At 58.1% G+C, this 20656-nt stretch carries 17 protein-coding genes; 11 read left to right on the top strand and 6 right to left on the bottom strand.

Translation table 11 applies throughout. The features are described 5' to 3' along the window. Positions 1-99: 99 nt before the first annotated feature. The 5 genes from hslU to N7D90_RS22750 all read right to left on the bottom strand — a co-directional run bounded on the left by hslU (position 100) and on the right by N7D90_RS22750 (position 7168). Positions 100-1434, bottom strand: coding sequence for an ATP-dependent protease ATPase subunit HslU (hslU, locus tag N7D90_RS22770; protein WP_261740085.1), 1335 nt, complete (start codon positions 1432-1434; stop codon positions 100-102). Positions 1435-1502: 68 nt separating this feature from the next. After that, positions 1503-2033 carry an ATP-dependent protease subunit HslV gene (gene hslV / locus N7D90_RS22765; RefSeq protein WP_003438754.1) on the bottom strand — a complete coding sequence of 177 codons (531 nt, stop codon included), beginning with the start codon at positions 2031-2033 and terminating at the stop codon, positions 1503-1505. Between the two features lie 233 nt (positions 2034-2266). Next, positions 2267-2959, bottom strand: coding sequence for an SPOR domain-containing protein (locus N7D90_RS22760; protein ID WP_261740084.1), 693 nt, complete (start codon positions 2957-2959; stop codon positions 2267-2269). A 1-nt stretch (position 2960) separates the two neighbouring features. Then, positions 2961-4697, bottom strand: a complete 1737-nt coding sequence (gene argS, locus N7D90_RS22755) for an arginine--tRNA ligase (RefSeq protein ID WP_261740083.1) — start codon at positions 4695-4697, stop codon at positions 2961-2963. A gap of 251 nt (positions 4698-4948) precedes the next feature. Continuing rightward, positions 4949-7168 carry a primosomal protein N' gene (locus N7D90_RS22750; protein WP_261740082.1) on the bottom strand — a complete coding sequence of 740 codons (2220 nt, stop codon included), beginning with the start codon at positions 7166-7168 and terminating at the stop codon, positions 4949-4951. 219 nt (positions 7169-7387) lie between these two features. Between N7D90_RS22750 and rpmE the strand changes: the two genes are divergently transcribed. From rpmE to N7D90_RS22730, 4 genes are all read left to right on the top strand, one after another. Further along, on the top strand, positions 7388-7639 hold the full coding sequence (gene rpmE / locus N7D90_RS22745; RefSeq protein WP_019825265.1) for a 50S ribosomal protein L31: 252 nt from the start codon (positions 7388-7390) through the stop codon (positions 7637-7639). Positions 7640-7644: 5 nt separating this feature from the next. After that, positions 7645-8472 (top strand): thermonuclease family protein, encoded by an 828-nt coding sequence (locus tag N7D90_RS22740; protein WP_261740081.1) that lies wholly within the window; start codon positions 7645-7647, stop codon positions 8470-8472. Between the two features lie 181 nt (positions 8473-8653). Next, positions 8654-9922, top strand: a complete 1269-nt coding sequence (locus N7D90_RS22735; RefSeq protein ID WP_261740080.1) for a malic enzyme-like NAD(P)-binding protein — start codon at positions 8654-8656, stop codon at positions 9920-9922. Positions 9923-10142: 220 nt separating this feature from the next. Beyond that, positions 10143-12200, top strand: a complete 2058-nt coding sequence (locus N7D90_RS22730) for a lipase family protein (RefSeq protein WP_261740079.1) — start codon at positions 10143-10145, stop codon at positions 12198-12200. A 19-nt stretch (positions 12201-12219) separates the two neighbouring features. Here N7D90_RS22730 and N7D90_RS22725 read toward each other — a convergent pair whose 3' ends face one another. After that, positions 12220-14643: a penicillin-binding protein 1A gene (locus N7D90_RS22725; protein WP_395247092.1), complete on the bottom strand. Its 2424-nt coding sequence runs from the start codon at positions 14641-14643 to the stop codon at positions 12220-12222. Positions 14644-14849: 206 nt separating this feature from the next. Here N7D90_RS22725 and N7D90_RS22720 point away from each other — a divergent pair, with 206 nt between their 5' ends. The 7 genes from N7D90_RS22720 (at position 14850) to aroB (ending at position 20655) form a co-directional block, all read left to right on the top strand. Then, complete coding sequence (locus tag N7D90_RS22720; RefSeq protein ID WP_261740077.1) at positions 14850-15812, top strand: pilus assembly protein PilM; 963 nt, start codon at positions 14850-14852, stop codon at positions 15810-15812. Beyond that, positions 15812-16378, top strand: coding sequence for a PilN domain-containing protein (locus N7D90_RS22715; protein ID WP_261740076.1), 567 nt, complete (start codon positions 15812-15814; stop codon positions 16376-16378). The genes N7D90_RS22720 and N7D90_RS22715 overlap by 1 nt, the downstream gene beginning before the upstream one ends. Further along, positions 16375-16998, top strand: coding sequence for a type 4a pilus biogenesis protein PilO (locus tag N7D90_RS22710; protein WP_261740075.1), 624 nt, complete (start codon positions 16375-16377; stop codon positions 16996-16998). Before N7D90_RS22715 ends, N7D90_RS22710 begins: the two co-directional genes overlap by 4 nt. Beyond that, positions 16995-17522, top strand: coding sequence for a pilus assembly protein PilP (locus tag N7D90_RS22705; protein WP_261740074.1), 528 nt, complete (start codon positions 16995-16997; stop codon positions 17520-17522). Before N7D90_RS22710 ends, N7D90_RS22705 begins: the two co-directional genes overlap by 4 nt. A 13-nt stretch (positions 17523-17535) precedes the next feature. Beyond that, a complete protein-coding gene (locus tag N7D90_RS22700; RefSeq protein WP_315968130.1) occupies positions 17536-18870 on the top strand; it encodes a type IV pilus secretin PilQ family protein in 1335 nt (444 codons plus the stop codon). Positions 18871-18874: 4 nt separating this feature from the next. Continuing rightward, positions 18875-19393, top strand: coding sequence for a shikimate kinase AroK (aroK, locus tag N7D90_RS22695; protein WP_261740073.1), 519 nt, complete (start codon positions 18875-18877; stop codon positions 19391-19393). A 161-nt stretch (positions 19394-19554) separates the two neighbouring features. After that, positions 19555-20655 carry a 3-dehydroquinate synthase gene (gene aroB / locus N7D90_RS22690; protein WP_261740072.1) on the top strand — a complete coding sequence of 367 codons (1101 nt, stop codon included), beginning with the start codon at positions 19555-19557 and terminating at the stop codon, positions 20653-20655. Position 20656 lies beyond the last annotated feature (1 nt).

Genomic DNA, 20656 nt, shown 5'->3' with positions numbered 1-20656 from the left:
CCACAGGCTGCAATCACCAACGTAGTTGGCGCAAGATCCGGAGATCGTTGAAGGCCTTCGCCTTATCGCAGCCTGCGGCAGCGGCCACAGGTGTTCGGTTTACAAGATGTAGCGCGAGAGGTCTTCGTTCTCGGCCAGTTCGCCCAGGTGGCTGTTCACGTATTCGGCGTCGATACGAATCGGCTCTTCATTCTGCGTGCTGGCAATATCACCGGCACTGAAAGATACCTCTTCAAGCAAACGCTCAAGCAGCGTGTGCAGGCGGCGAGCACCGATGTTCTCGGTTTTTTCGTTCACTTGCCAGGCGATTTCAGCCAGACGCTTGATGCCTTCGGGCAGGAACTCGATGTTCAGGCCTTCGGTTTTCAGCAGCTCGCGGTATTGCTCGGTCAACGAAGCGTGTGGCTCGCTGAGGATGCGCTCGAAGTCGCCAGGGGTCAGGGCCTTGAGCTCGACACGAATTGGCAGGCGGCCTTGCAGCTCAGGCACCAGATCGCTTGGTTTGCTCAGGTGGAACGCACCGGAGGCAATAAACAGGATGTGGTCGGTCTTGACCATGCCCAGCTTGGTATTGACCGTGCAACCCTCGATCAGCGGCAGCAGGTCGCGCTGTACACCTTCGCGGGACACATCGGCGCCGCCGACATTGCCGCGTTTGGCAACCTTGTCGATTTCGTCGATAAACACGATGCCGTGCTGCTCGACCGCTTCCAGGGCCTTGGCCTTGAGCTCTTCGTCATTGACCAGGCGACCGGCTTCTTCGTCACGCACCATTTTCAGTGCTTCTTTGACTTTCAGTTTGCGGCTCTTGCGCTTGCCTTTGCCCATGTTGGCAAACAGGCTTTGCAGCTGGTTGGTCATTTCTTCCATGCCTGGCGGCGCGGAGATATCGACGCCAACAGCATCGGCGACTTCGATTTCAATTTCCTTGTCATCCAGCTGGCCTTCACGCAGGCGCTTGCGGAACAGCTGGCGCGTGTTGGAATCCTGCGGGGTGGCGGCTTCTTCGCCGAACGTGCGGGCAGGTGGCAGCAGGGCGTCGAGGATACGCTCTTCAGCGGCGTCTTCAGCGCGGTGGCGAACTTTTACGATTTCCTGCTCGCGCAGCAGCTTGATCGCAGCGTCAGCCAGATCACGAATGATCGACTCGACGTCACGGCCTACGTAGCCGACTTCGGTGAACTTGGTCGCTTCAACCTTGATGAACGGCGCGTTAGCCAGCTTGGCCAGGCGACGGGCGATTTCGGTTTTACCGACACCGGTTGGGCCGATCATCAGAATGTTTTTTGGCGTCACTTCAACGCGCAGTTCTTCGGGCAGTTGCATCCGGCGCCAGCGGTTACGCAGCGCGATGGCGACGGCGCGCTTGGCGTCGTCCTGGCCGATGATGTGGCGATTGAGCTCGTGGACAATTTCGCGGGGAGTCATGGACATGATAATTGGCGTTCCTCTAGCTGAAGTAAGGTTCACAAACGGGCTGGCGGGCCAGCCTGGCAGGCGTCTTACTCAGCGAGGTCCTGCTCCTCAATAGTGATGTTGTGGTTGGTGAATACGCAAATGTCGCCAGCGATACCGAGTGCGGTTTCGGCGATTTCGCGGGCCGATAGGTCGGTTTTCATCAGCAGGGCGCGAGCCGCTGCCTGGGCGAATGCACCGCCCGAACCCATGGCGATCAAGCCGTCTTCTGGCTCAACCACGTCACCGTTACCGGTGATGATCAGGGAGGCGTCTTTGTTGGCAACGGCCAACATGGCTTCCAGGCGGCTCAGCGAGCGGTCGGTACGCCATTCTTTGGCCAACTCGACAGCGGCGCGAACCAGATGGCCTTGATGCTTTTCAAGCTGGCCTTCAAAACGTTCGAACAGGGTAAATGCATCAGCGGTTGCACCGGCGAAACCGGCGATAACCTGGCCGTGATAGAGGCGGCGGACTTTTTTCGCGTTGCCTTTCATCACGGTATTGCCAAGAGAAACCTGGCCGTCGCCAGCCATAACGACTTTGCCGTGGCGGCGTACTGAAACGATGGTGGTCAAGGGAGAGTCTCCACGCAGCGGGGCGAAAATGCCTGATGGAAATACATATGGGGGTTGTAGCGGATTTTTCAACAGCGGGAAGGGAATGGGGATGAACGGGGAGGAGGGATCTGGTGGGGGTGTTGTGGGAGCGAGCCTGCTCGCGACGCGGTTTTCCTGTTGAATCGCGGTGATGTCATCGCGAGCAAGCTCGCTCCCACAGAGGCTGTATTGCCTCGTGGGAGCGGCTGCTATCAGCGCCGCTGTTGCAACAACAAGTTATTGAACCCGCCGCCCGCCAATTGCTTTTGGGCCACAGTCAGTTGGTCGCGGTTGCTGAACGGCCCGACGAGAACCCGGTACCAGGTTTCGTCTTTTACCGTACCGGCTTCAACCGTAGCGGTCTGGCCCAGCAGGATGATCTGTGCCCGCACTTTTTCAGCATCGGCCTGTTTGCGGAACGAGCCCGCTTGCAGGAAGAACCTGGTCACCGGTGCCGCTTTGACGACCGGAGGTGCAGGTGGAGGGGTGAGGCCGTTCAACGCAGCCTGAGCACGTACCGTGTCGATTTTGGCAGCTTCAGCCGGAGTGACCGGTGCCAGCGGCGCGGTTTGCGGCGTTGGCAGGGTCTTCTCGGGCACGGCTTCTGGCGGCACGATCACTTCAGACTCGGGCAGCAGGGTATAGAAGTCGTACTTGGGCTTGACCGGTTGGGTTGGGCTCGGCGCTGTTTTGTTGGCTTCAGCCGCTTTCGTGGCTTTGAGCTGCTCTTGCTTGACCCGTTTGACGTCGTCGCCCTGGCCAGGCTCGAGCTTCATCAGAAACACGATAAATGCGCCCACGGTCAGGCCGATGGCCATCCATAGCCAGCCCGGAATCGGTTTTTTAGCCGGTGCCTGATAGCGACTGGCGCCGCGCTTGGGTGCAGGTTTTTTCTTCGCGGCCAACTTACATGCGCTCCAGAGTTTCCAGACCCAGCAGTTCCAGGCCTTGCTTGAGAGTACGGCCAGCCAAGGCGGCCAGACGCAAGCGGCTTTGCTTTTGCGCTTCGTCTTCTGCACTCAGGATCGGGCAGTTCTCGTAAAAGCTGGAGAACAGACCGGCCACTTCGTACAGATAGGTGCAGAGGGCGTGCGGTGTGCCTTTTTCAGCCACGTTGTTCAGCACTTCACCGAACTGCGCCAGTTTTGCTGCCAGCTCTTGCTCTTGCGGTGCTTCAAGCATGATCTGCCCTTGCACCTCTTCAAAGCCCTTGCCCAGCTTGCGGAACACGCCCGCGACGCGGGTGTAGGCATACAGCAGGTAAGGTGCGGTATTGCCTTCAAAGTTCAACATCAGGTCGAAGTTGAAGCTGTAGTCGCTGGTGCGGTGCTTGGACAGGTCGGCGTATTTCACCGCGCCAATCCCGACAACTTTGGCAATGGCGCGCAACTCTTCTTCTGCCAACTCCGGGTTTTTCTCTTTCACCAGGGTGTAGGCGCGTTCTTTGGCTTCGTTGAGCAGGTCGATCAGTTTGACCGTACCGCCATCACGGGTCTTGAATGGACGGCCATCGGCGCCGTTCATGGTGCCGAAGCCCATGTGTTCCATTTCCATCGGATGGGTGACGAAGCCAGCCTTGCGGGCCACTGCAAACACTTGCTGGAAGTGCAGAGCCTGACGTTGATCGACGAAGTACAAGGCGCGATCAGCTTTCAATACACCACTGCGATAGCGGATAGCCGCGAGGTCGGTGGTGGCATACAGATAGCCACCGTCAGCTTTAACGATGATGACCGGCAGCGGCTCGCCTTCGGCGTTCTTGAACTCGTCAAGGAACACGCACTGGGCGCCGTTGCTCTCGACCAGCATGCCTTTGGCCTTGAGGTCGTTGACTACGTTGATCAGGTCGTCGTTGTAGGCGCTTTCGCCCATCACGTCGGCCATGGTCAGTTTGACGTTCAACTGCTCGTAAATTTTCTGGCAGTGCGACAGCGAGATGTCCTTGAATTTGGTCCATAGCGCCAGGCAGTCAGGGTCGCCAGCTTGCAGCTTGACCACCAGACTACGGGCGCGATCGGCGAATTCCGGCGACTCGTCAAAGCGTTTTTTGGCTGCGCGGTAGAAGTTCTCGAGGTCAGACAGCTCGTCGCTGGTGATCGGGTTTTCTTCCAGGTAGGCCATCAGCATGCCGAACTGGGTGCCCCAGTCGCCCACGTGGTTCTGACGAATCACCTCATCGCCGAGAAATTCCAGTACCCGGGCTACGCCGTCGCCAATGATGGTGGAGCGCAAGTGGCCCACGTGCATCTCTTTGGCCAGGTTGGGTGCCGACATGTCGACCACGGTACGCATGGCCGGGGCCGCTTTGCGCACGCCGATTTTCGGGTCGGCCAGTGCTGCGTCCAGGCGCGAGGCCAGGGCCTGGGTGTTCTGGAAGAAGTTCAGGAAGCCGGGACCTGCGATCTCGGTCTTGCTGATTTGCTCATCGGCCGGCAGGGCGGCGATGATCTTTTCAGCCAGATCGCGGGGCTTCATGCCTGCAGGCTTGGCCAGCATCATGGCGATGTTGCTGGCGAAGTCACCGTGGGTTTTGTCACGGGCGTTTTCCACCTGAATCGCTGGCGTCAGGCCTTCAGGCAACACACCTTCTGTGACGAGTTGAGCTAGGGCTTGTTGAATCAGCTGGCGAATGGTGTCTTTCATGGTCTTCTCTTTCGACCGCAAGCGCGGTAGCGCTTCAGTGCGCAGGTGGAAAAACTGGGCATTATCCGTTGCCGGGCGGGCCTTGCCAACCTTAGCAGGCAGGTTATGGATATGTGGTGTACGGTTATTTCCTAATATTCTCCAAATCTGTGGGAGCGGGCTTGCTCGCGATAGCATCATCGCGGTCTTCCAGAGACAGTGCGTCGTCTGCATCGCGAGCAAGCCCGCTCCCACAGGGGATATTTGGTGCCTTAATAAAGGTCTACCGGGTCAACGTCCAGCGACCAACGTACCTGGCGACCGCTGGGCATTTGCTCAAGGGCTAGCAGCCATTGGCTGAGCAAACGATGTAGCGGCGCGCGGGCGCTGGCTTGCAGCAATAACTGCGCGCGATAGCGTCCGGCGCGGCGCTCCATCGGTGCGGGCACCGGGCCGAGCAGTTCGATGCCACCCAGGTTCAATTCGCCCAGCAGGCGTTCAGCCTCGCTGCAGGCTTCGTCCAGGAAACCTTCCGCTTGCCCGGGTTTATGGGCTTCGGCACGCAATAGCGCCAAATGCGCGAAAGGCGGCAGCCCAGCGGCCCGGCGCTCGCTCAAGGCCTGTTCGGCAAAGGCGAAGTAACCCTGTTCAGTCAGTTGGATCAGCAGCGGATGGTCGGCCAGATGGGTCTGGATAATCACCTTGCCCGGCTCTTCAGCGCGACCGGCACGGCCTGCGACCTGAACGATCAACTGGGCCATGCGCTCGCTGGCGCGGAAGTCGCCGGAGAACAAGCCGCCATCGGCATCCAGAATCGATACCAGCGTCACCCGGGGGAAGTGATGGCCTTTGGCAAGCATTTGCGTACCGATCAGAATGCACGGCTGACCCTTTTGGATCGTGGCAAACAGCTGGTTCATCGCGTCTTTGCGCGAAGTACTGTCGCGATCGACCCGCAGTACCGGGTAGTCGGGGAACAAAATCCCTAGCCGCTCTTCGGCGCGCTCAGTTCCTGCGCCCACTGGCCGCAAATCAACTTTGCCACATTGCGGGCAGTTGCGAGGCACGCGCTCGACGTAGCCGCAGTGATGGCAGCGCAGCTCGCCGGAGCGCTGATGGACGGTCATGCGCGCATCGCAACGCTGGCACTCCGACATCCAGCCGCAGTCATGGCACAGTAAAGTGGGCGCAAAGCCGCGACGGTTCAGAAACACCAAAACTTGTTGGCCCGCTGCGAGGGTCTGGCCGATGGCTTGTTGCATTGGCCCCGAAATCCCGCTGTCCAACGGACGGCTTTTTACATCCAACCGCAGGAAGCGTGGTTGTTTGGCCCCACCTGCGCGTTCATTCAAGCGCAGTAGGCCGTAGCGGCCGGTGTAGGCGTTGTGCAGGCTTTCGAGAGATGGAGTGGCAGATCCCAGGACTATAGGGATGTTCTCCTGACGGGCGCGAACCAGAGCGAGGTCGCGGGCGTGGTAGCGCAAACCTTCCTGCTGTTTATAAGAACCGTCGTGTTCTTCATCGATGATGATCAGCCCCGGGTTTTTCATCGGGGTGAACAGTGCCGAGCGGGTGCCAATAATAATGTCGGCTTCGCCGTCCCGTGCGGCCAGCCAGCTTTCGAGACGCTCGCGGTCGTTAACCGCTGAATGCACCAGCGCTATGCGCGCATTGAAACGCTGTTCGAAGCGGGCCAGGGTTTGCGGGCCCAGGTTGATTTCAGGGATCAACACCAGTGCCTGCTTGCCCGCCTGCAGGGTTTCGCGGATCAGTTGCAAATACACTTCGGTCTTGCCGCTGCCGGTCACTCCGGCCAGCAAGAAAGCATGGAAGTGGTCAAAACCTGCGCGAATCGCCTCGTAGGCGGCACGTTGTTCGTTGTTAAGCGGCAACTCGGGCTGGGCCAGCCAGTGCTCATGGCGCTCGCTCGGCGCGTGGCGGCGGATTTCCACCGTCACCAGTTCCTTGGCCAACAGCAGGTCGAGGCTGTCCTTGCTCAGCATCAACTTGCTTAGCAGTTGGTGCGCCACGCCGTGGGGGTGCTGGGCGAGGGTGGCCAGCGCTTCACGCTGGCGCGGTGCGTGGGCGATGCGCGGGTCGTCGAGCCTGGCGCCGGGGGCGATCTGCCAGAACCGTTCCTGGCGCGTCTCGGCCAGTTCGCCCTGACGCAGCAGCACCGGCAGTGCCCAGCTCAGGGTGTCGCCCAGGCTGTGTTGGTAGTACTGCGAGGTCCACAGGCACAGCTTGAAGAGCGAGGGCGGTAGGGGGGGCGTGGTGTCGAGCAGCGCGATCGCAGGCTTAAGCTTGTCGGCCGGGACCTCGCTGTGATCGACCACTTCGACCAGAATGCCGATCATCTCGCGTCGTCCGAACGGCACCCGCAAGCGCATGCCAGGCTGTAATTGACTGCGCAGCACGCCAGCAGGCGCCCGGTAATCAAACAGGCGGCGCAAAGGGGAAGGCAGGGCAAGGCGCAAAATGGCGTCGGGCACGCGGGGCTCTCAAGTGATGAACGGCAAAGATGGCCCGGAGCCTAGCAGACAACGCGTCCCGGGACTTAAAGGCAGGTCAATGAATAATGAAAGAAATAGGGTGGAGCATGCTTGGCCGCTTGCGTCAATGCAAAGGTCTGGTATTATCGGCGCCCTAATTTTACGTGCGGTATTCAACAATGGTGTTGAGTGGCGGCACGCTAGCCCGAGGAATACCCCATGAAAGCCGATATCCATCCAGCGTACGAAACAATCCTGGTAACTTGCAGCTGCGGCAACAAGTTCGAAACTCGTTCGAACCTGTGCAAGCCACTGGGCACCGACGTATGCAACGAGTGCCACCCGTTCTACACCGGTAAGCAGAAGACTCTGGACATTGGCGGTCGTGTTGATCGCTTCAAGACTCGTTTTGGTGCTTTCGGCGCTAAAGCAGCAGCTCCAGCAGCAGAAGCAGAAAAAGCAGCCGAGTAAGGCTGATGACATTGGGCAGCCTTTTTGGTCTGGCCAGGTTATTGAAAAAGGCGTCCCTCGCGGGCGCCTTTTTTATACCTGCGATTTGGCTTTCTGGGGCACTCGCCGCGCCGCTTTGCCCTGCTCCGGAGGCGCTGACCTATGCTTCGGTGGCGCATGTGTCCGATGGTGACACGCTGCGCCTCGAAGATGGACGCAGTGTGCGCATGATCGGTCTCAACGCGCCGGAGACGGGCAAGAAGGGCCAGTCTGCCGAGCCCTTCGCGGAGGCTGCGCGCAAGCGCCTGCAGACGCTGGTGGCGCAGAGTAATGGCCGTGTCGGGCTGCTCGCGGGCAAGCAGGCTCAGGATCGCTATGGCCGCACCCTGGCCCATGTGTTTGGTGCCGATGGCAGCAACCTTGAAGCCCAATTGCTCGCAGATGGGCTGGGGTACCAAGTGGCGATAGCACCGAATGTCGCATTGCTCGATTGTCAGCAAGCGGCGGAGCGCAGTGCCCGGGCGGCTGGCCTGGGGCTCTGGCGCCAATCGCCAGTGCTTGCAGCGCAACAAATCAGCCGTTCCGGCTTTGCCCTGGTGGGCGGTACGGTCAGTAAGGTGCAGCGCAATCGCGGCGGGCTTTGGATCGATCTGCAGGGTGGTTTGGTATTGCGCATTGCACCCAATCAACTGGCCAATTTCGATCAAAAATCCCTCGCCGGTCTGCAAGGCGCGCAAGTTGAGGCCAGAGGCTGGGTGCTGGACCGCTCGCGGCGCGGAGGGCTAAAGGCTGGGCAGGCGCGCTGGATGTTGCCTTTGACTCATCCGGGAATGTTAAAAGTCGCTGCGCATTAAAAATTGTAGACAATTTTAATCGCATATTGTGAACACTCTAGCCCTTATGGGGCGCGGCTCTTGGCCCAAAGTCGTAAGGCAAAGCCCTTGACACTGCTGACTGGTCAGTCTTGTCGGGACTTTGCGACACGCGTATGCTCGGCGATTCGTCTGTCCAACAGCAAAAAAGCGGAATGCCCACATGTCTGATTTGAAAACCGCCGCTCTCGAATACCATGCCCAGCCCCGTCCAGGGAAACTGAGTGTCGAGCTCACCAAACCTACCGCTACAGCCCGCGATCTAGCGCTGGCTTACAGCCCGGGTGTAGCCGAACCAGTACGCGAAATCGCCCGCGACCCTGAACTTGCCTACAAATACACTGGCAAAGGCAACCTGGTAGCCGTGATTTCCGATGGCACCGCTATTCTGGGCTTGGGTAACCTCGGCCCATTGGCCTCCAAGCCTGTTATGGAAGGCAAAGGCGTGTTGTTCAAGCGCTTTGCCGGTATCGATGTATTCGATATCGAAGTTGACTCCGAGAGCCCACAGGCTTTCATCGACACCGTAAAACGCATTTCTATTACCTTCGGCGGCATCAACCTCGAAGACATCAAGGCACCTGAGTGCTTTGAGATCGAACGTGCTCTGATCGAGCAGTGCGATATCCCTGTATTCCACGATGACCAGCACGGCACCGCTATCGTGACCGCGGCTGGCATGATCAACGCCCTGGAAATCGCTGGTAAAACCCTGGCTGACGCCAAGATCGTTTGCCTGGGCGCCGGTGCTGCAGCCATCTCCTGCATGAAATTGCTGGTGAGCATGGGCGCAACCATCGAAAACATTTACATGGTTGACCGTACCGGCGTGATCCACTCTGGCCGTGACGACCTGAACCAGTACAAGGCGGTATTCGCCCACGCAACCGAGAAGCGCACCCTGGCTGACGCCATGGACGGCGCGGACGTGTTTGTTGGTCTGTCGGGTCCTAACCTGCTGAGCGCTGAAAACCTGCTGCGTATGGCGCCTAACCCGATCGTGTTCGCGTGCTCGAACCCTGATCCGGAAATCTCCCCGGAACTGGCTCACGCTACCCGTAACGACGTGATCATGGCCACTGGCCGTTCGGACTACCCGAACCAGGTCAACAACGTACTGGGCTTCCCGTTCATCTTCCGTGGTGCTCTGGACGTTCGCGCCAAGCGCATCAACGAAGAAATGAAAATCGCAGCGGCCAACGCACTGCGTGAACTGGCCAAACTGCCAGTGCCACAAGAAGTGTGTGATGCCTACGGCGGTATCAAGCTGGAATTCGGTCGTGAGTACATCATCCCGAAACCAATGGACGCCCGTTTGATCACCCTGATCTCCGATGCCGTGGCCAAAGCCGCTATCGAGACAGGTGTAGCAACTCTGCCGTACCCGAAAAACTACCCGCTGAAAAGCGTGGATGACGTCTTCAACGGTTAATTCCGTATAGCGTCAAAACAAAGCCCTGGCACTGAAAAGTGCCGGGGCTTTTTAGTTTTCGGTGGGATGAGGTCTAAAAATTAATACACATATTCAGAAGAATCTCAGACACATTTAGGAATTGTCTTACATCCATTCCTACAGCTAGCGGTTAGTTTTATCCCCTTGTCTGGGGAGGCTTTGTCCTGAAGTGTGCCCTCAGTGCCTACAGGAATCACCGATGCTCACACCCTCTCGCCAGAAGCATATAGGTCGTACCAGTTTTCAATTGGTTGACGAACAGGGAACAGGCGAGCCGTATGCCGGGTTGGCCTACGACCTTGTAGACGGTGAAGGAGGCACGCACAGCGGTCATCTGGATGCCGTTGGCCGCGGTGAGGTTGGCAACCTGATCGGCCCCGTTGGCGTCATGTTCAGGCAATTACATGACGGTAGCCGTGCGGTCTATGCGCGATTACTGGATCGCCCGCACTACCCGCTCAAAATCACCGAGCTTCAGGTCAGGGCCGAGCACACTCGATACCTCAACAAAGGGGGTGTTCGCACGCAGGACAAGCCGGTGTGCATTGATACCGAAACTGATTTCTATCAGGTTGAAGTACGGGATTTGGTCGAGCATGTGTCGCACTTGCCGCCAGCGCTCGATTGCCCTTTTGCGCCGCCGCCAAGCCCACTTGGCGTGTGTCTGGCCAGCGGTCGTCATACGTTGTTGCAAGTCCGCCCCTTACGAGCTTTGCGCCCGCTGCTGTCAACCGACTCACAGTATTGCGCGCTTAATCTCTACCAGTTGGCGTTGCTGGCTACCTTGAGCGATTGCCCCTTTGGTGGCGCCCAAGGCAGGCCGCGTGTGACAACTGCGGATGCGCAACTGAGTATGGGGGATTGGCCGGTCAGCCCAGGGCAAGCCAAGTCCTACTACCCGCTTTATGAAGACGTGGCGTATTCCAGTCGCTTGGAAATCGTGCCGTTTGATCCAGCGTTGTATCCGGCCAATGACCCGCTATCAACAGCAGCACAGGAGACCCCGGCCTCTATTCATTTCAGCGGTGAGATTCGTTTTGGGACAAAAGGCACCGAGATGCAAATCTTTGTGACCCACAACGAGGAAGTCATATTGATTGCCGTTCGTGGCATCTGCCCCTGGTCCGAGTTCTCGGGGGGTGCGGATGCACTTCAAGTGCCCTTTGCAGAGGGGGAGGGCAAGGTGCATAGCGGGTTTTACGACGCTGCCAGGCAGGCTTATGACTTTGCTGGCGCTTACCTGGACAAATTCTACGCCGGGCAAAAAGTCCTGGTTTGTGGTCATAGCCAGGGTGGGGCCGTTGGCTTGCTTCTTTCACAAATGCTGCGTCTGCGCCGGGATTGCGATGTACTGCTCTATACCTATGGTGCGCCTCGTGCAGCGGACGCGACTTTTGTCAGCGCGGCGCATGGTCTGGTGCACCAGCGCATGGTTAACCACAACGACCCGATTCCCAGTGTTCCGGGGAGCTGGATGAACAACCGGTTGACGGCGTACTGCGCCGTCACGATGTTCACCTTTACCCATGTGCCCGCAGGGTTTGGGGTGTTTGTGGCGGGTTTGAGTCATTTGTTCGGCGAGCCGTACCAGCATCACGGCACCTTGCGCCACTTTATGCCGGTGGAGTTCGGTCATGGGCAGGTCTCGCACCTCATCTGGGGGCCTCTCAGTGAAACCATCACCCAGCAGGCATTAAGCCATGCGGTGTTCGAGCAAAAAGCTGCTGTGCCGGAACCGGACGGGCTTCTTGGGCAGTTGGTCGACGTAGGTCAGCAGTTTATGGTCGACAGTTATATTCCCAGTTGCTGGGCAGTGCTGCGACGAAGCCAGCAAGCGCTCACGTTCCGGCGTTCGCTGGTAACAGAGCGGGAGGTGTTATTCGTTGATCAGGCGCTTGAGCACATCGCGCAACAATTGCGCACTCGCTATCGCGAACAGATGACGTGCACGGGCTGCAGTTTTGAAGAGCAGGTGCGAGTAATGAACTTGCTGATGCGGGAGATGAGTAGCGTCGACAAGACCCGAAAGCAGTTATACAAGCTGAGGTTTACGGTGCCCAGCCTGGCAGATGTGTATGGCCGGTTTGCGCTGCAGCCTGAGGTCTTGGCTGAAAGCCTGATGCGCTGGGAGGCCCACAGCGAAAGCACCCGAATGGATCAACTGGCGATGGCGCCGGTTGATGAGTTGCTCGAAGACAGCCTGCCCATGGAATATATGCTCGCTTTGGAAGCAAGCTGCCAGTTGCACTGCAACTGACAGCTTGTCGGACTCTTGGTTAGAAGAGGTCGATAGGTGCGCCATCATCGGCCGGCAGCGGGCTACCCGGCGCTACGCTGTTGCCCAGCTCGCTGTTGGTCGGTGGCGTGTCTTCGCTCTTGAACAACTCGAAGTAGGCGCCAGGCGTGCCGGGTGAAGCAATACGGCCGCTGGTAGGGTCGATCCGCAGGCTGAGGATGCCTTCGGGCTCGGCCTGGGTGTGAGCAGGTTTGCCTTTGAGCGCACCGCCCATGTAGGTCATCCAGATCGGCAGGGCCACAGTGCCGCCGTACTCGCGACGACCCAGGCTTTCGGGTTGGTCGAAGCCGGTCCAAACGGTGGTCACGTAATCGGCGTTGTAGCCGGAGAACCACGCATCCTTGGATTCGTTGGTAGTACCGGTTTTACCTGCCAGGTCGGTGCGGCCCAGCGCCAGAGCGCGACGGCCGGTACCGAGCTTGATTACGTCCTGCAGCATGCTGGTGAGAATGTAGGTGGTGCGACCGTCGACAATGCGCTCGGCTACCGCTTGTGTCTCTACGGTAGGCAGGCCGGGTGCAGCGTTGATGGTGTCGATGGTCAGCGCTGCAGCTTCTGGTGGCACGTCTTTGCTGGCGCCTTTAGGCACGCTTGGCGGGTTGGCCACGAACAGCGTGTCGCCGTTGCGGCTTTCGATCTTGTCGATCAAGTACGGCGTGATTTTGTACCCGCCGTTGGCGAACGTGCTCCAGCCGGTGGCAATCTCCATCGGGGTCAAGGTTGCAGTACCCAGGGCCAGCGACAGATTGCGTGGCAGGTCCTGCTTGTTGAAACCGAACTTGCTGATGTAGTCGATGGTGCGATCGACGCCCAGGCTTTGCAGCAAGCGGATAGAGACCAGGTTACGTGACTTGTACAGCGCTTCACGTACACGGATCGGGCCGAGGAAGGTGTTGGTGTCGTTCTTCGGGCGCCAGACCTTGTCCAGATACTCGTCGACAAACACGATCGGCGCATCGTTGACCAGGGTGGCGGCGGTGTAGCCGTTGTCCAGGGCGGCGCTATAAATGAACGGTTTGAAGCTTGAGCCGGGCTGGCGTTTGGCCTGCATCGCACGGTTGTAGTTGCTCTGCTCGAACGCGAAACCTCCGACCAGCGAGCGAATGGCGCCGTTGTCCGGGTCAAGCGATACCAGTGCGCCTTGTACCGTGGGCACTTGGCTGAACTTGTAGCTGCCATCGGTTTGCGGTTGTACGCGAATCAGGTCGCCGACTTGCACGACATCCGAAGGCTGTTTGGGCATTGGGCCCATGCTGTTGGTATTGAGGAACTTGCGCGCCCATTTCATGGTGTTCCACGAAACGTGGGCTTCGCCGGAGCGCGTCAGTACCTGCAGGCCGTCCTTGTCGACCTGGGTCACGATTGCCGGTTCCAGGCCGCTGATAGGCCGTTGCTTGGTCAGTTCGTGAGTCCATACAGCCAGGGTCTTGCCGGTAAAGCGCGACTCCGGGCCACGGTAGCCGTGGCGCTGGTCGTAGGCAATCAGGCCTTCATGAACAGCAGTGTTGGCCAGCTCCTGGAGGTTGCTTGGCACTGTGGTGGTGACGCGGAAACCTTCGGTATAAGCCTCGCTGCCGTAGCGTCCGACCATCTCGGCGCGGGCCATTTCAGCGATGTAAGGAGCGCTGACTTCGGGGGTTGGCACGTGGTAGCTGGCGTCGACAGGCTCTGCGATGGCGGCTTCGTAGCTGGCCTGGTCAATCTTGCCCAGCTTATACATGCGGCCCAGGATCCAGTCGCGACGTTCTTTGCTGCGCACCGGGTTGGCCAGCGGGTTAAAGCGCGAAGGGGCCTTGGGCAGACCGGCAATCATTGCCATCTGCGCCAGGCTGATGTCGCGGATCGACTTGCCGTAGTAAACCTGTGCCGCGGACTCGATACCGTAAGCGCGGTTGCCCAGGTAAATCTTGTTCACATACAACTCAAGGATTTCGTCCTTGGTCAGCTCACGTTCGATTTCCAGGGCCAGCAGGATTTCGTTGGTTTTGCGTGAAAAGCTCCGCTCGCTGGAGAGGAAATAGTTCTTCGCCACCTGCATGGTGATGGTGCTACCGCCTGATTGTATGTGTCCGCTTTTTACCAACTGGGTAGCGGCACGCATCAGGCTACTGGGATCGACCCCGTAATGATTGGCGAAGTTGTCATCTTCCGCGGAGAGCAGGGCATTGATGAAATTGGGCGGAATGTCGGCGAATTTGATCGGTGAGCGGCGCATTTCGCCAAACTCCGCGATCAATTTTCCGTCGCTGGTATAGACCCGCAAAGGAATCTGCAACTGGATGCTTCTCAACGACTCTACGGACGGCAAGCCAGGACTAAGATAGAGAAACGCGCCGCTCAACACGAGCAACAGCCCGCAGAATATGGCAACGAAAGACCACCCGAAAAACTTCAGCAGACGAATCAAGGCTTTTGGATTTCCAGATTAAGAAATGGGTTTGCACGTCAGGGTAGTGCGCAGTTGCGCCGGGTCGACGATACGGAAAAAAACGCCCGGCATTATAAGCATTTTTCGCTCATGAACGTCATGAGCCGCATGTCAGAACAGGTTTTGAACGGATCTCATTTTTTACCCTCCGTAAGTTACGGATTGCATTAGGGAAAACAAAAGTGCCCGGATTATTTCCTCAAGTACGCCATCGGTACGTAGGTATCGATATCAGCCCGCAAGCGATCAAGGTCGTCGAACTGAGCCGTTCGCAGGGTGCGTTCAAGCTGCAAGCCTATGCCATTGAACCGCTGCCAGCCGGGCTTGCGGATGATCAGACCGGCGCTGAGCCGAAAAGTGTCGTGCAAGTGCTGCTCAAGGCGCTGGCAGAAGCTGCAGTGGTGGCGCGTGATGCGGCAGTGGCGATCCCCGACGGGCGGCTCATCTGTAAAACCCTTGAGGTAGAGGCGGGCTTGAGCGAAGTCGAACTTGAACTGCATGTACGTCTTGAGGCTGAGCAATACGTGCCTTATGCCCTTGAAGACGTGGCGCTGGATTTCGAGGTTCAAGGCAATTCATCGAGTCATCCCGCACGGGTTAACGTGCACATGGTGGCGTGCCGTCAGGAGGCACTTGAGTGGTATCGGTCGGTCTTGAGTGATGTTGGATTGAACCTGCGAGTGGTTGCTGTCCAATCCCATGCCCTGGCTCGCGGTGTGGACGCCATGGTCTCTGGGCTGGCATTGCAGGGGGCGGTGGCGGTGGTCGACTGTGCGACCCACACAACTCAGCTGAGCATTGTGCAACAGGGCGAGGTGATCTACTCCCGCGAGCTGCTTTTTGGGCATGCCACTGCCGGGGTGCAAGCATTCCAAAGCACGCTCGTTCAACACCTGGAGCGCGGGCTTGAGCTGTTTGTCGAATCCGGTATTAAAGGGGTGGTCAGCATGATTGTGCTGGCTGGCGAGGCAGTATCGAATCCGGGGACAACTCAGTGGGTCGAGGATCGGCTTGGCGTGCCGACACGCACCGCCAATCCCTTTTTGGCCATGAGCCTTAACCCCGCGCTCGCACCTGAAACCTTGCTTTGTCATGCCCCGGTGCTGTTGACTGCCTGCGGTCTGGCCTTGAGAGGGTTTGATTGATGGCAAAAATCAATTTGCTGCCCTGGCGCGCGTTGTTGCGTGAAAGGCGGCGCAAGCGGTTTTTGATGGTGTTGGCGGTCTTGTCGGTGGTGGCAGTGGCCGGAGTGTTTGCGGCTGACCATTTTATCGACGGTCTGGTAGAGCAGCAGTTGGAGCGCAATGACCTGATCCGCAGCGCCACGTTTCAGCTGGACGGTCGTGCGGAGCAAATCGACCAGTTGAAGGTGCGACGCGAGCAGTTGCTTGAGCGCATGCAAACAATCGGGATGCTGCAGAGCAGTCGCTCGAGCAGCGGGATCATTTTGGAGCAGCTAGCACGCAGTTTGCCGGATGGCGTGTATTTCACCGACGTGAAAATGACAGAGGGCAACATTGTGATCACTGGGGTTGCCCAGTCCAACAACCTGGTCGCGCAACTGATGCGAAATCTGGATGCTTCGCATTGGCTGGAAACCCCTGAACTGATCGACGTCAAGGCAGGTCCTGCTCACGATGGGGAGCATGTGCGGCAGTTTCAGTTGACGGTGCGTGAAGCGCGGCATACGCCTGCTGGCGGCCAGCTGTGAACGCTGCTGACTGGCTGATGAACTTGCGCAGTATCGATCTGCGGGAGCTGGATTTTGCAAGCGTGGGGGCGTGGTCCTCACGCCGCAAAACTGCTGTGGCGCTGATGTGGTTGAGCCTGTTGCTGGTGCTGGGCTACCTCCTGTTCCTGCTGTCGTCGACTACCCGACTGCAACAGCAGGCTGAGGCTCAAGTCGCACTCAAAACTGCGTTTGAATCCAGGGTTGCACAGGTTGCGAACCTGGATGCCTATGTAATTCAACTGCACGATCTGGAAGCTGCTTTTAGCGCAATGCTGAAACAATTGCCTGCTCAGGCTCAGGTGCCCGGTTTGCTTGATCAGGTTTCGCAACTGGGCAAGGCAAATGGTCTGGTCATTGAACGTATCCAGTGGCTGCCCGAAGTACTCCAGCCGTTTTATGCCGAGTTGCCGCTACAGATGACCCTCGCTGGTGGCTATCACGAGTTGGGGCTCTTCGTCAGTGCCATGGCGAGCTTGCCGCGCATTGTCACCCTGCATGACTTCGCGCTTGCGCCGCTCAATGGTACTGGGGACGGCCAACTGCGTATGACACTGCTGGCCAGGACCTATCGCACCCACGATCAAGGACTGATCCCATGAGTGTTTGCGTTCGACTATTGGGCATCGGATTGCTGGCCGGGTTAGCCGGGTGTGATGGCGTACAGGATACGGTCGAACTCAAGAGGTATTTGCAGGCCGCGCAGGCGCTTCCGGGCAGCACCATAGTTCCTGTTCCCGGTGTCAAAGCTCCGCAGGTGTTTACGTACGAGGCGATGGCACTGCGTAACCCTTTTCAGGCTGCGCCTGGGGGTGGCGCTGGCAGTTGGCAGGTAAGCCTTGCCGGAGATGAGCTTGACGTTGGCCGGGCCAGGCAATTTCTGGAGGGTTTCGACCTTGAGCAATTCGAGATGGTCGGGACGCTGTCCAATGATCTGCAGGCTAACGCTCTGCTGCGGGCCAATGGCGTCATTCACCGGTTGAAAGTAGGCGATTATCTGGGCCGAAACAACGGTCAGATTGCCTCGATTGAAGCGACTTTCGTTGAAGTGTTTGAAGTGATTTCTGATGGTCAGGGCGGTTGGCTGGAAAGATCCCTGACTATCCCTTTGAAGCTGCAGTCTTAACGGATTAAACACCATGAAAAGGATTTTACCGGTCTGCGTACTGGCGCTATGGAGTGCGCTGAATTCGCAGTCAACACTGGCGCTGGTACAGGCTGCCCCCTCCTCAGTCGCCACGAACCCGCCGTATGTGGGCGAGAAAATGTCCCTGAACTTTCAGAATGTGGAAGTACGCACAGTGCTTCAGCTACTGGCAGATTTTACCGGGTTTAACCTGGTGGTCAGCGACGCCGTGCAAGGCAGCATTACGCTCAACTTGCAGGATGTACCGTGGGATCAGGCGCTGGATCTGGTACTTGAAAGCAAGGATTTGGGTAAACGCCTTGAGGGCAATGTGTTGCGCATAGCGCCTGCTGAGCACCTCGCGGCCCGCGCGCAGCATGACTTTGCGCCTTTGCGTCGAGAGCTGGTGCAGGTCAATTACGCCAAGGCGGTAGATCTCGTCAGGTTGTTCCAGTCGGTGACCGCCACTCAGCCCGGTATCAACGGGCAGGGCACGATCACGGTGGATGAGCGCACCAATAACATCATTGCCTTTGAGTCGGGCGAGCGGCTGGATGAGTTACGGCGCATCGTGGCCCAACTGGATGTGCCAGTACGTCAGGTGATGATCGAGGCCAGGATTGTTGAGGCGGGCGTGGACTTCGAGAAAAGCCTGGGAGTGAGTTGGGGCGGGACCTTGCGTAGAGGCGGTAACTGGAATGCTGGCGGCATTACCCGGTCTGCTGCGTCAGGGGGGGCGCTTGACAACATGAGTGCGCCCTTTGTGGATCTGGGGGTTTCGGGCAATACATCGGGGTTGGGCATTGCCTTTATCACCAACAACGTACTGTTGGACCTGGAGCTGACGGCTATGGAAAAAACCGGCAATGGCGAAATCATCTCTCAGCCCAAAGTGGTTACTTCAGACAAAGAGACCGCCAAAATCCTTAAAGGCACCGAAATCCCCTATCAGGAGACCAGCGCAAGCGGGGCCACCTCGGTGTCGTTCAAGGAAGCGTCGCTGTCGCTGGAGGTGACGCCGCAAATCACCCCGGACAATAGCGTCATCATGGATGTCATCGTGACCAAGGATGAGCCCGATTACATGAACAGGATCCAGGATGTGCCACCAATCAAGAAGAACGAAGTCAGGGCCAAGGTGCTGGTCAAGGACGGTGAAACCATCGTGATTGGGGGAGTGTTCTCAAATACTCAAAGCAAAGTAATAGATAAAGTGCCATTTTTAGGCGATCTGCCGTATGTTGGCCAACTTTTCCGTAAAGACGTTGTCCTGGAAAAAAAATCCGAACTGCTGGTGTTCCTGACTCCGCGTATCATGAACAACCAGGCGATTGCTGTGAGTCATTGATTCTGTGCGAAATTTGATTCTTGTTGGGCCAATGGGGGCTGGAAAAAGCACCATCGGACGTTTGCTGGCCAAAGAGCTGCACCTGCCGTTCAAAGATTCCGATAAGGAAATTGAAGTGCGCACGGGTGCCAATATCCCGTGGATCTTCGATAAAGAAGGTGAACCGGGCTTCCGCGATCGTGAAACAGCCATGATCGTCGAGCTATGCCATGAAAATGGCATTGTGCTGGCGACCGGTGGTGGCGCGGTGATGCGTCCGCAAAACCGTCAGGCTCTCCGCAATGGCGGGCGCGTGGTGTACTTGCATGCCTCTATCGAACAGCAGGTTGCTCGTACCTCGCGGGACCGCAACCGGCCTCTGTTGCGCAACGCCAACCCGGAAAAAATCCTGCGTGATCTGTTGGCCCTGCGTGATCCGCTTTATCGAGAAATCGCCGATCTGGTGGTCGAAACCGATGAGCGGCCGCCGCGCATGGTGGTTCTGGATATTCTCGAGCGTCTGGCGCAGCTTTCCCCCCGGTAGCCGCTGCCGAGGGACGAGGCTGCGACTACCAGGTACTGCGCAGGCCATTAAAGTGCGATACGAAATGCGCTATTCTCGGCGCCGGGCATGCATTTTACGGTATGCCATCACTTGATAATTGCGAAGCAGGCCGCCAGCGTCCTGCTTCAACGCGGGGATTCATGCAGACAGTGAAGGTTGATCTAGGCGAGCGTAGCTACCCGATTCATATTGGCGAAGGTTTGTTGGATCAGCCGCAGTTGCTGGCCCCGCATATCGCCGGTCGCCAAGTGGCGATTGTGACCAACTCAACGGTCGCGCCACTCTATCTTGAGCGTCTGACTCGCAGCCTCGCGCAGTTCTCGGTCGTGCCGATTATCTTGCCTGATGGCGAATCGTTCAAAAATTGGGAAACCCTGCAGCTGATTTTCGATGGCCTGCTCACGGCGCGCCACGATCGACGCACCACCGTGATTGCACTGGGCGGCGGCGTGGTGGGTGACATGGCCGGTTTTGCCGCAGCCTGTTATCAGCGTGGTGTTGATTTCATCCAAGTGCCGACTACCTTGCTGTCCCAGGTCGATTCGTCGGTGGGCGGTAAAACCGGGATCAACCACCCGCTGGGTAAAAACATGATCGGTGCTTTCTATCAGCCCAACCTGGTGCTGATAGATACCCAGACCCTCAACACCCTCCCGGCCCGCGAACTGTCTGCGGGGCTGGCCGAAGTTATCAAGTACGGCCTGATTTGCGATGAGCCGTTCCTGACCTGGCTTGAAGACAACATGGACGCGCTGCGTGCGCTGGATCAGGTCGCCCTGACTGCCGCCATTCAACGCTCGTGCGCGGCCAAGGCTGAAGTGGTCGGCGCCGATGAGCGCGAGACGGGCGTGCGTGCCACCCTCAACCTCGGCCATACCTTTGGCCATGCCATCGAAACTCATATGGGTTACGGCGTATGGCTGCATGGCGAAGCCGTGGCAGCCGGCACCGTGATGGCGCTGGAAATGTCCGCCCGTTTGGGCTGGATCAGCGATGCAGAGCGTGATCGCGGAATTAGGATCTTTCAGCGTGCCGGCTTGCCTGTAGTGCCGCCCACCGAAATGACGCCAGCCGACTTCATGCAACACATGGCAGTTGATAAAAAAGTGATCGACGGTCGTATTCGGCTGGTGCTGTTGCGCCACATGGGCGAAGCCACAGTGACTGACGATTATCCACAAGAGGTTCTACAAGCCACGCTGGGTGCGGATTACCGCGCGCTGGCTCAGCTTAAAGGTTAAT

The organism is Pseudomonas fragi (assembly GCF_025426255.1).
Classification (GTDB): domain Bacteria; phylum Pseudomonadota; class Gammaproteobacteria; order Pseudomonadales; family Pseudomonadaceae; genus Aquipseudomonas; species Aquipseudomonas kulmbachensis.
This window is presented reverse-complemented; position numbering and strand designations above follow the sequence as displayed.